Below are 12,197 nucleotides of genomic sequence, written 5' to 3' on the forward strand. Positions count from 1 at the left end.
AACACAGGTTTTTGATGCAGATTAAAAAAGAGGCCCGCAGGCCCCTTTGGTTAAACCTTCCACTTTTTATGAAGTGATTCCCTTAAAAACAACTTCAGCAGGTCCCGTCATGTACACATGATTGTCAGCTTCGTTCCACTCAATGTGAAGATCCCCACCCTTGAGGCTGATAATTGCCGTACGATCTGTATGACCATTCAGGACAGAAGATACCAGTGTTGCACATGCCCCGGTTCCACAAGCAAGTGTTGGACCAGCTCCACGTTCCCATACACGCATGTCCACATATCCACGGTCACGAACTGTTGCGAATTCCACATTGATTTTTTTTGGGAACATCGGATGCACTTCAAGAAGTGGCCCCCAAGTCGTGAGGTCAAAATTCACAGCGTCATCTACATAGATGACCGCATGCGGGTTACCCATGGATACGGCAGTGAATTTGAACGCATGTCCATTGGCTTCAATGTAATGATCGACCACGGGATTCGCATCCACCGTTGTAGGTACCTGTAGGCCATTCAGGATAGGCTCACCCATATCCACACGAACCGTTTCCACTTTACCATCACGAATGTTGAGACTTACCGGTTGTACGCCTGCACCAATCGTTTCAATGGTGATCTGCTCCTGGCTAACGTGACCATGATCGTATACATATTTGGACACACAGCGAATGGCATTACCGCACTGCTCTGCTTCGGAACCGTCCGAATTCATGATGCGCATCTGAAAGTCCGCCTTCTCCGAAGGCAGTATATAAACCAGGCCATCCGCACCGATGCCGAAGAAACGGTTACACCATTTCACAGCCAATTCTGCAGCATCTGCCGGAAGCTCCTTTTCCCCAAATACAACGATAAAATCGTTACCAAGTCCATGCATTTTCGTAAATTCCATAACCTTGCCCACTCCTTTTGGCAGTTTGCTGCCAAAGCTATATTCTTGCTCTTCTACAGGATCACCATAGAAATTCATATTCAACAGTTACACCAAAAAAGCTATCCTGCAAAATGCCAAAGCCGCCGCTTCGGATCATTTTGAGGATAGCATAACGAAATGGGTAAGGAAAAGGTATTGATTTTATGCCGAAAACTTTGTACTTTTCGGTACGAAGCGGCCAGAACCCCCCATGCGACGGCGGTTACGACGACCACCCCACACGCTGCCTGCGCCCATAAGGAACGTTGGAATGCCTGCAGCAACAATACAGATCGCCCATTCACGCAAACCTAGAGGTACGGTTTTGAAGATCGGTTGCAGCGGCTCAACGTACATGACAATTAACATCAGTACAACCGATGAAATAACGGCAAGAACCAGATATTTGTTCTGTAGTGGATTCCGGTGGAAGATGGATCGTGAACTACGGCAATCAAAGACATGAATAAGCTGCGCCAAAACGAGTGTAGCGAAAGCCACAGACTGTGCTTTGATCAGTTGACCCGGGTTATCCGGTGCAGCCTGAAGAGTGAGCCAGAACGCGCCGAGTGTACATAATCCAATCAATACACCCCGACTGACGATTTTCCAACCCAGTCTCCGCGCAAAAATATTCTCCTTGGCTCCACGGGGTTTGTGTTCCATCAAATCTTTCTCAGGCTGATCTACCCCCAGCGCCATTGCAGGCAACCCATCTGTCACCAAGTTAACCCACAGAATCTGAATAGGCACGAGGGGTAGCGGCAGGCCCATCATCATCGCAAAGAACATAGTCAAAATCTCGCCCACGTTCGATGCCAGCAAATAACGGATAAACTTGCGAATGTTCTCATAAATATTACGGCCTTCTTCAATGGCAGCCACAATGGTCGAGAAGTTATCATCACTCAGAATGAGCGCAGAAGCTTCCTTCGTCACATCTGTGCCTGTAATGCCCATCGCTATGCCGATATCTGCTGCTTTGATCGCCGGAGCATCATTTACCCCATCCCCCGTCATCGCGACGACATGCCCTTTGCGCTGCAACGATTTTACGATGCGAAGCTTATGTTCAGGAGACACTCTGGAGAACACATAGATGCCTTCTACCTGTTTATCCAGTTGATCGTCTGTCATGCCTGCCAGTTGCTGACCACTTAACGAAGCGCCTCCTCGTGGAAGAATACCCAGCTGATGCGCAATGGCTTCTGCCGTTGTTCCATGATCACCTGTGATCATGACGGTACGAATACCCGCTTTGCGGCATGTGGCAATCGCATCTCTCACTTCACGACGCGGTGGATCAATCATACCTGCAAGTCCTACGAAGACAAGTTGACTTTCGGCAGCGTGTTCGTCAGCCACTTTTTCTTCCGGCCGTACTTCACGATAGGCCATTCCGAGGACACGCAGTGCCGCTCCAGCCATGCTCTCGTTGGCTGCCATGACTTTCTGTCGCAGTGTTCCAGTGAAAGGCACGACCTTTCCTTCCCACAAAATATAACTGCAGTGTCCGATTAACACATCCGGTGCACCTTTGGTGTAGATCATTCGGCCTCCCTGGTGATGAATCAGGACCGACATGCGTTTTCGCTCCGAATCAAACGGGAATTCCTGTTGACGGGCATACAACTCTTTGAGTCCGGCAGGAGTAAGCCCCATTTTGGAGGCAAGTGTGACGAGTGCCCCTTCCGTCGGATCGCCTTTCAGCTCCCAGAATACATTGTCTCGTTGAACTGTTTCTTCTTTGAAATCATCTTTTTTCGTTTTTTTGCCGTCCTTTTTGTTATCCTTGCCCTTTTTCTTGCTCCCCACCTCGCTAGCAACGCTCTCGACAATACTGGCATTGTTGCAAAGCGCGCTGATCTGGAGCATTCTGCGCAGGGACTGGTCACTCTTCAGTTCCACCGTTCGACCGTTCTCCAGCATCTGTCCTTCAGGTGCATACCCATCCCCGGTAACCTTGATGTTACGTCCCTCCAGCCACACATCCGTTACCGTCATCTTGTTCTGGGTGAGTGTGCCTGTTTTATCCGAGCAGATTACGGACGCGCAGCCCAGAGTTTCGACAGAAGGCAGCTTACGTACAATAGCTTTACGCTTGATCATCCGCTGCACGCCAAGGGCAAGTGCAATGGTTACAATGGCCGGCAGACCCTCAGGTATGGCAGCCACCGCGAGGCTAACCCCAGCCAGAAACATGCCGACAGCTGGTTGTCCGTGCAATATACCTGCAACGACGACCATGACGGTTAATCCCAACGCGACAAAAATCAGAATTTTGCCCAGTTGTTCCAGCCTGTGCTGTAGCGGTGTTTCTTGCTCCTCCGTATTCTGGATCAGATCGGCAATCTTGCCCATCTCGGTCTCCATTCCCGTACGGATAACCACACCTTTGGCTGTGCCACGAGTAACCATGGTCCCCATAAAACCAATATTCTTCTGATCGCCAAGCGGAACATCCTCGTCGGCAATCGGAAGGCAATGTTTGCTTACGGGGACAGATTCCCCGGTAAGTGCCGACTCCTCGACATCCAGACTGTTCGTTTCCAGCCAGCGTACATCAGCAGGTATTCGGTCACCACTCTCCACCATGACAATATCCCCGGGTACGAGTTGTTTGGCGGCAAGATGTACTTCCTGGCCCGATCGAAGCACTTTGGCGAGAGGTGCGGACAACTGTTTCAATGCACGAAGAGATCGTTCTGCCCGGAATTCCTGCACAAACCCCAGAATGGCATTCAGCACAATAATGGCCACGATCGTTACTGCATCCAGATACTCACCCAGCAATCCGGATACCAACGTTGCTCCCATCAATACCAGCACCATAAAATCTTTGAACTGATTCAAGAGCAACGTAATTGGAGAAATACTTTTCCCCTCGCTCAGCTCATTCGAACCGATAGCTTTCCTCTTCTCTGCTGCAGCTTCATCCGTCAATCCTTCCTGCGGGCTGACGCCAAGAGTGTTACGAAGCTCTTCATCACTTAGTTGATGCCACTTGGTATGTTCCATGCTTCAAGGTTCCCTCCCAGTCTGTATTTCATCTGCAAAATAAGCTCACATGACTCACCGGCGCGCTGGTCGACAGGCTGTACACTATGCCGGACAAACTACCTGCTCTATATGTATTCGGACAGGTCTGTGATTAGCACCCGCAAGGTGAATCCTTTCCCTGATGGACAGAATAAGCTAAAATAAAAGTCTGCGATGTTCTGCGCAGTGCTGATTCCAGCGTTTAACAGGCAAGCAACGAAGAATCTGCAGCCAGTCCTCTTTTTTTACATACCTGGTTGCACGTTTCAGTTATATAGATGAAGCATTTGGCATGATAAAATGCAGATGCTCGATAGAGAGAGGAAGTGGAAAAAATGGCATTGGACGGCATTGTAACACGGGCCATTGTTCATGAATTGCAAGGCTGCATTGGTGGACGTATCAGCAAAATCCATCAGCCGAATGGCCATGATGTAGTTCTCACCCTGCGTGCTCAGCGCGGAAATAGTAAATTGCTTGTTTCGGCAAGCCCGACATATCCCCGTGTGCATTTTACGGAAAAGACATTCCTTAATCCGACTGAAGCACCCATGTTCTGCATGCTGCTCCGCAAGCACTGTGAAGGTGCAATCATTGAGGAGATCCGTCAGATTGGCATGGAACGTATTATCCACATCAATGTGCGTCAGCGCGACGAACTGGGGGACGTTTCGGTTAAACGCATCATCATTGAATTAATGGGTCGTCACAGTAACATTATTTTGCTTGATCCTGTAACTGGAACGATTCTGGATGGCATTCATCATGTGACTCCGTCCATCAGCAGCTACCGGGTAATCATGCCTGGATTCTCGTATACCGCTCCACCCGAACAACATAAAAGTAATCCGCTCGAAGTGAGCCGTGCAGCATTCGAGGAGAGCTATCATGCCGCTGAAGAAGAGGCATCACGCTGGCTTGTGAATTCATTTAGCGGTCTTAGTCCGCTGATTGCAGGAGAGATTGCTACCCGTGGGATTGCTGCTGAAGGCACAGTGAACACTCAGGCTGTGGTTGAGGGTGAGAGCCGAGTTGAGGCTGGTGCACTCTGGAACGCTTTTGAAGCCGTGATGGGACCTGTCAGAGATCATCTCTACACGCCTGTAACCGGAATGAACGCCAAAGGCAAAATGATTTTCTCGGCCGTTCATCTTCAGAGCATTCAAGATTTGGAGAAAACCTATGACACGATGAGCAAGTGCATGGAAGATTATTACGGAGACAAGGCCGAACGGGACACGGTTAAACAGAGAGTAAGTGATCTGCTCCGTTTTCTGCAGAACGAGCGAAGCAAGAACATCAAAAAGCTGGATAACCTGAACAAGGATCTGCTGGAAGCCGACGATGCGGACAAGTTCAGACTATGGGGTGAGTTGCTGTTCGCCTCCCTGCATCAGGTCCACAAAGGGGACAAGAGCGTGGAGCTTGTGAACTTCTATGATGAAGACCAAGCCAACATTACCATTCAGCTTGATCCGCTGCTTACACCGTCTGACAACGCACAACGTTATTTCAAACGTTATAACAAATACAAGAACAGTCTGGCTGTCATTCATGAGCAGCTTGGCAAAACTAAAGACGAGATTGACTATCTCGATAACCTGTTGCAGCAGCTGTCCATTGCATCGATGAACGATATTGAGGAAATACGGGATGAGCTTGTGCAACAGGGATACCTTCGTGACCGTAACAAAAAGGGTAAAAAGAAGAAGAAAAGCGACCGTCCGACCGTACACCAATTCACCTCCTCCGAGGGGATTGATATTCTTGTGGGCAAAAACAACCTGCAAAATGAGTATGTGACCAACCGCCTCGCTTCTTCCAACGACACTTGGCTGCATACCAAAGACATTCCAGGTTCACATGTGGTCATTCGCAGTACTGACTTTGGTGAAGCTACATTGGAAGAAGCGGCACAGCTTGCTGCCTATTTCAGCCAAGCCAAGGAATCAAGCAGTGTGCCTGTGGATTACACGTTTATCCGTCATGTACGCAAACCAAGTGGTGCGAAGCCGGGTTTTGTCATCTATGATCATCAAAAGACCTTGTTTGTCACGCCAAATGATGAATTGATCAAGAGTCTGCCATCCACCATTAAAAATGGATAGAACCACTATTTCCTAAGGTGAGATGTAACAGTAACGATACAAAAATTCCCTGACCATTAAATGGTTCAGGGGATTTTTGTATTTGCATTACTTGTTTGAATCATATGTGAAGCTCAGCTTATTTATCATTCGTATTGAATATTAATTCATTTATACGTATAATAATTCAATTGCAATAAATAAAAACTAATGTTAAGGACGTGTACCATGACTATACATATTAGAGAGACGCAACCTGATGATCTGAAACCACTGACTGCCTTGATGCATGACTATGTGGTGGGATTCTACAACAACCCATGGCCTGGAGATCAATCCATCCACCTTTTGATTAACAACCTGCTTAATCAGCAAATCGGTGCTCAATTCGTGGCAGTAGAGGACGGGAAGCTTATCGGATTCTCCACCTTGTTCTTCACCTACAGCACGATGAAAGCAGAGCGTGTAGCCATTATGAATGACCTTTTTGTTACGGAAGCATTCAGAGAAGGTGAAGCGGAAGCCCAACTATTTGCACACTGCCAGCAATATACGCGTGAACATGGATGTGCTTATATGTCCTGGATCACTGCAGTGACCAATGAGCGTGCACAGCAATTATTCGAACGTCTAGGGGCTACACGTGGCGATTGGGTAAACTATTCGATCACATAGACTCTTTTTAACAAAAAAAGGACATGAATTCATGTAGGTTTAGCCTACTATGTTTCCATGTCCTATGCTCTTCCGGCCTTAGGATGTGTCTCTATAAACAAAAAACTCATAACCCGATAAAGTGTTAACCTGTCTAGATTAGACTACTTATTGCTGTGTGCAGCCGCCTGCAGTCTTTTCAACACATCAACCGCTACTGTCTTGCTACCGAGATCCCCGTGGAAAACAACACCTTGTCGTTCCCCATGGTAATCCGATCCACCTGTTTCAATAAGATCATATTCCCTAGCCATCTCCGCATACCTGTGTTCCTCTTCCGGGCCATGGTCCGAATGAAATACTTCGATACCGTCCGGACGGGAGTCTGCGATAATTCGACGCACCAATTCATCATCATTATAGAGACCCGGATGGGCAATAACAGCAGCTCCCCCTGCGGCTCTGATCCACTCGCACGCATCCTTCGGCGCAACTCGGGGGACAGATACGAAGCCAGGCTTGCCTTCAGCAAGATATCGATCGAATGCATCCCGCATGTCGACAGCATATCCCTTCTTCACCAACACATCAGCCATATGTGGTCTGCCGATACTCTCATCGGGCTCTAGCGGGCGTCCAAGTTCATCCAGTACCTCCTGCCAGCTTATATCAAGTCCAAGTTCCTGGAGCTTGCCAATAATCAGATGATTGCGCTCATCTCGCGCTTCTCTTAATCCACGCAACCGTTGCAGGAACTGCTCATCCTCCGTATTCACGTAATAACCCAGCACATGAATATCTTTGCCGCCAGCCCGAGTGCTGATCTCAACACCTGCTACGACATCAATATCATACTCTTTCCCCGCTCGCTGCGCTTCTGCTATACCGGCTACTGTATCATGGTCCGTTAGGGCAACCGCAGATAGTCCTTTTTGCTTGGCAAGCTTCACATTATCAGCCGGTGGCTGCATTCCATCGGAGGCCTGACTATGGGTATGAAGATCACAGCGTCCTAGGCTTTGGTTCATGCACAACAGCTCCTTTCTTTCAATAGTGGATTGTGATTAAATCTTATCTATTATTGACAGTGCCTGCTATTATGCCTTACCTGTTTGGTGCTTGGGCTTATGTTGCTCCTGTTGACGCAGATAGTTCAGGAAGGCGACAGCTGACAGGGGCAACAAGGACGATTTTAGATGGATGGCATAGAATTGCCGTTTGAATTCAAGTCCACGGATATCCACAATATGAACAAGTCCCAGGGCCAGCTCATGCTGCACGGAAGAGGGAGATAACATCGTAATGCCTACTCCTGCCTCAACAGCCGATTTTACCGCACCTGTACTGCCAAGTTCCATCACAACATTCATATCCTGTGGATCAATCTTTTTCTTTTGCAATTGATCTTCCATCACCTGACGTGTACCCGAACCCTTCTCACGCAGCACAAAGGGATAATTCATTACATCTTCAAGATTCACTTTGCTGCGCTTAGCCAGATCATGCCCGGCAGGTACAATCAGTTTCAGCTCGTCTTGCATGACAGGCTCTACAATCATGTCCGGATGGTGCACCGGCGCTTCAATCAGACCAAAATTAAGCTGGTGCTTCAATATATCATCCATAATTTGCGTTGTATTCATCACTTTCATGACAATGGAAATATCGGGATATTGAAGCGCAAACGGTCCAAGCATGCGCGGGAGTACATATTCTCCGATCGTTAAACTGGCTCCAAGCTGGAGTCGGCCTTGTAACATCTGGGTAAACGCAGACATCGCCTCATCCGTCTGTCTGACCAGCTCCACACTCCGTTTCGCATGAGGCAATAACGTCCGGCCAGCCTCGGATAATTCTATTTTTTTGGTGGAACGATGTAATAGTTTGGTTCCAAAATAATCTTCCAGTGATTGAATCTGCATTGTTACTGCAGGTTGAGTCATATGTAATGCTTGTGCAGCAGCCGAGAAACTGCCTTTCTCTGCTACCGTATAAAAAATATGCAATTGGTGAAAATTCATATCTTCGCCCCTCTTCGATTACACTCTCTACATTGTAGCCGATTTCCCGCTTGGCAACAAAAAAAGCATGCAGCTTGTCTGCATGCGATGATACTTGAATCTATGATTTCAACATATTAAATCTACTCAACTTACTTATGCTTGCGACTATTTTTGACCAGCGTCATTCTTCTTGAATGTCTTAACCATGAGTAATAAGATTTCAGGTCCCTCAACTCAATGGTCTCCGACATACGTCCCAGAAACGTAACTACAATCATTTTGTGCAGCGGGTTGCCTGCAATATCATATTCTCCTTCAAGTTCTGAAAATTCGGCGACCACGACCAGATCCTCATCAATCAGGTAGACGTCCTGTTCATTACGGTAGTATGGTGTTATACGGTCCTGCTTCAGACACTCCCATAACCACGCTGCAATATGGTCATCATCACTATGTGCAGGCTCAATACGGTCTGCATACCGCATCTTGGCATGATGGGTAATGACGATGTCGGCCACTTTCTTGTCTCCAAGAGCCACGAAAAACGGCTCGTAGGTGCTCCAACGTTGCATCACCTTATCACGCATGGGAATCACTCTCCACCAGATAGGACTTTCTATCTATTTATTACCAAATATATTACAACATAAGTCCCGTAACCTCAAGGCGTAAGTTTAACTTTTTTTCATAAAAGTCCGTTTGTGCATAATTCAAGAAAAGAGCGACCCCACAGGGTCCCTCCAGTATCTCGTCTATATTCCGTAAAAGCTCGTTTTATCCATGGTTTTGCTGGCATACTCGGTTTTGATCTCGTTTCGATACGAACGTTCGATCTTGCGCACATAGGAAAGTCGTTTCACATTTTTCATCGTATCTTCTGCCCGTTCTGCATTAACATACATGACCACATAATGCATACGGCGGGAGATATAATGCACGGTGCCATATTTTTCGAGATTACGGGCAGCCTTCAAATCACTGACCCAAATAATGAATCCTGTCCTTTCCGCAAACATCATCGTTCCCCGCCCTTCTATAATGGAGACCGGCGCCTGGGATGATTGTTGATCGGTTACTTGAACCGAACAAGCATTCATCCCTAAAGGTCCGGTCTGTCATGAGTCTGAATTAATTACTATATCCTGATTGCTTAACTGCAACCACACTTGCCGCCACTACCGCAGCCGCCCTTCGGATTCGGGTCATTGCTTGGTACCTTGATGGTCGTTGACACTGCGAATGCAATAGTCTCTGACATCTGGAATAACATATCATCCAGGGACTTCTCTGCCTGTTTGAAGCGGGCTACCGCCTCGAAATTTTCTAATTCCTGTTCCAGAGCCTTCACCTGGTCTTTCGCTGCATGGTAATCCGGGTGAAAATGACCAAAACGCTGTGTTTCTTCAAACAATTCCTTCTTGGCATTCAGCTTCCGAATCCCCATCTGAATCTCAGGGGTAGTCTCGACTTGCTGCTTCCAATATAAATAATCCGATACTTCGGCAGATTGGTTAATCATGTCGCCCAGTTCATATGCGCCCGTTAACACTTGGGCCATATCGACCGTGTTCATTTCCGCTACGCTCATGAATATTCATCCTATCTATATATAAAGTTCTACTTAACGTAGACTACCTCATCATAGCATATCCATGAATAGTTAAGAAGAGTTTTTCCTGCAATTAGAAATAAGGGAAACTTGGAAATTCGTCTTTTAACCTGATACTCACTTCAAATAATCAGGTTATGACATCATCTGGCAGGATAAGACGCATTGTATCCCAATCCGACGGGGAGAATGTACGCCATTCTGTCTCTGATGAGCTTTCACTTGAATCCAGAATACACCATCCGCTTAATGTCCATTTTTCATGCCCCTCTACCTGATGTGGAATGAGGTATTGCGTACAATGATTCTGTTGGATCCCCAACTTGGTCTGCCACTCAATGGCTTTGGCAGCAATCTGTCTTGCTGTTGAACTGTGATATCGACGCCACTCCCTGTACCAGGTCTCAGGTATCTCCTCAACCCCTAACAGAGAGAACGCCTTGTCGATTACAGTATGATCACGCTCCATCCCATGCAAAAATGCAGGGACAATAACCAGACCTTGATTATCGGGTGTGCGGAAAGAATATACACCACCGGTCAAGACATCTTTTTCTAATGTCTTCTGATCCTCTGTGGAGCCTGTACTTGCCTCTCTTACCTCCATGTAATGATCCACAGTCAATGGTGTAATATCCGTCTCCTTCCCCCAATCCGCTAAGGCAGAACTTACATTCTCCGGCACGCCTGTCAGAGCATATTGATTCAGAAACCCCATTAATTCGTGTAATGCATGTCCTTTGGCAATGGCCGAAATGACTCGCTCTTTCGTCATTCGATAAATGGTCATCCGATCACGCGTAACCCGTTCGGCACATTGCTCCAGCAACCAGATCACACCAGGCCCTGCTTCCGGTGGTACCAACATTTCGAAATCAGGCTGCACGTAAAATCCACACGGCTCCATCTCACTTACCGTCTCATGCCCTCGATATAGCAAGCTCTGCGGGTCAATCTGCCAGCGGAATGCCAGCTCTCCTGACGGATCTTCTCCAACTTCACCATAACCCCAGCCAGCCAATGCGTTTAGCCAGTCCCTAATCTTTGGTTCCAACTTCGAATTTACTATACGGCACCATACGTTCTTCTCCGGAGCAAGCACTGCCAATTGATAACGAAAGTGCTGCAATGCAGGTTCAGCAGGCCCGTATCTTTCTACACAAGCTTGATATATTTCCCGATACATCTGTTGCCACGAGAGCTTCAACCACTCTTGTAATTGACGATCTATAATCCGAATCCCACCCTCTGCCTTCTGAACCAGATTCAGACTGAGCAATAGGTCGAGAAGGATTGCAACGTGAACCGGGTATAGATCTGAATATTCATATCGAATGCCCAGACCTTCAAAGTCTGCAGCGGATAGTACTGTTATTGCACATAATTTTTGAACCGTTTTCTTATGTATCGTCCCTTTACCTGTCAAGGGAAGCCCTTCTCTCCCGATCCAGGCGATCAGATGAATCAGCTCTGCAGCGATATCCGGCTTTCCCTCCTGTACTACATAAGCACGCATCGTCATTTGTTCAACGGCTCGGCCCACTCTTTGCACACAAGCAATCGTCAATGTCTCCATTCGGGAAGCAGGAATATAGAATAAACGTTCTCCCCAACTCTTATGAACAGATTCAATCCATCCTTGCTGCCTGAGGCTGGCAAATGAAGTCTTGGCCTCTGCACCACTTAATCCTTCGATGGCCCACTGTTCTCTCGGGGGGAGAGAGGTAAAAGGCTGCCCAGCATGTTTGTGAAAAATTGCACCCAGTACTTTTTGCTCCATTGAAGTGAGCTTTGACCAAGAATCAAAATTCACTACCTCAGGTTCATCTAATGGTTCAAATGAAGACATTTCCTTTTCCCTCCTCTTTTCTCGAGTATAACTGA

At 47.3% G+C, this 12,197-nt stretch carries 10 protein-coding genes; 2 read left to right on the plus strand and 8 right to left on the minus strand.

The features are described from left to right. Nucleotides 1–66 precede the first annotated feature (66 nt). Both dapF and FS628_RS14305 read right to left on the minus strand, forming a co-directional pair. Complete coding sequence (gene dapF, locus FS628_RS14300; protein ID WP_145322844.1) at nucleotides 67–900, minus strand: diaminopimelate epimerase; 834 nt, start codon at nucleotides 898–900, stop codon at nucleotides 67–69. A gap of 183 nt (nucleotides 901–1,083) precedes the next feature. Further along, entirely contained in the window at nucleotides 1,084–3,939 is a 2,856-nt protein-coding gene (locus FS628_RS14305; RefSeq protein ID WP_145322846.1) for a cation-translocating P-type ATPase, read from the minus strand. Nucleotides 3,940–4,295: 356 nt separating this feature from the next. Between FS628_RS14305 and FS628_RS14310 the strand changes: the two genes are divergently transcribed. Beyond that, nucleotides 4,296–6,068 carry an Rqc2 family fibronectin-binding protein gene (locus FS628_RS14310; RefSeq protein ID WP_145322848.1) on the plus strand — a complete coding sequence of 591 codons (1,773 nt, stop codon included), beginning with the start codon at nucleotides 4,296–4,298 and terminating at the stop codon, nucleotides 6,066–6,068. 207 nt (nucleotides 6,069–6,275) lie between these two features. Then, entirely contained in the window at nucleotides 6,276–6,722 is a 447-nt protein-coding gene (locus tag FS628_RS14315; RefSeq protein WP_145322850.1) for a GNAT family N-acetyltransferase, read from the plus strand. Nucleotides 6,723–6,865: 143 nt separating this feature from the next. Here FS628_RS14315 and FS628_RS14320 read toward each other — a convergent pair whose 3' ends face one another. From FS628_RS14320 to FS628_RS14345, 6 genes are all read right to left on the minus strand, one after another. Continuing rightward, complete coding sequence (locus FS628_RS14320) at nucleotides 6,866–7,729, minus strand: PHP domain-containing protein (RefSeq protein ID WP_145322852.1); 864 nt, start codon at nucleotides 7,727–7,729, stop codon at nucleotides 6,866–6,868. Between the two features lie 69 nt (nucleotides 7,730–7,798). Continuing rightward, a complete protein-coding gene (locus FS628_RS14325) occupies nucleotides 7,799–8,722 on the minus strand; it encodes a selenium metabolism-associated LysR family transcriptional regulator (protein ID WP_145322854.1) in 924 nt (307 codons plus the stop codon). Nucleotides 8,723–8,853: 131 nt separating this feature from the next. After that, a complete protein-coding gene (locus FS628_RS14330; protein WP_145322856.1) occupies nucleotides 8,854–9,291 on the minus strand; it encodes a hypothetical protein in 438 nt (145 codons plus the stop codon). A 165-nt stretch (nucleotides 9,292–9,456) separates the two neighbouring features. Beyond that, on the minus strand, nucleotides 9,457–9,720 hold the full coding sequence (locus FS628_RS14335; RefSeq protein WP_095290540.1) for a YlbG family protein: 264 nt from the start codon (nucleotides 9,718–9,720) through the stop codon (nucleotides 9,457–9,459). A 134-nt stretch (nucleotides 9,721–9,854) separates the two neighbouring features. Beyond that, nucleotides 9,855–10,292 carry a YlbF family regulator gene (locus tag FS628_RS14340; RefSeq protein ID WP_145322858.1) on the minus strand — a complete coding sequence of 146 codons (438 nt, stop codon included), beginning with the start codon at nucleotides 10,290–10,292 and terminating at the stop codon, nucleotides 9,855–9,857. Nucleotides 10,293–10,443: 151 nt separating this feature from the next. Further along, nucleotides 10,444–12,162: a helicase-associated domain-containing protein gene (locus FS628_RS14345; RefSeq protein ID WP_145322859.1), complete on the minus strand. Its 1,719-nt coding sequence runs from the start codon at nucleotides 12,160–12,162 to the stop codon at nucleotides 10,444–10,446. Nucleotides 12,163–12,197 lie beyond the last annotated feature (35 nt).

The sequence above is a fragment of the Paenibacillus xylanexedens genome (genome assembly GCF_007676705.1).
Lineage (GTDB): Bacteria > Bacillota > Bacilli > Paenibacillales > Paenibacillaceae > Paenibacillus > Paenibacillus xylanexedens_C.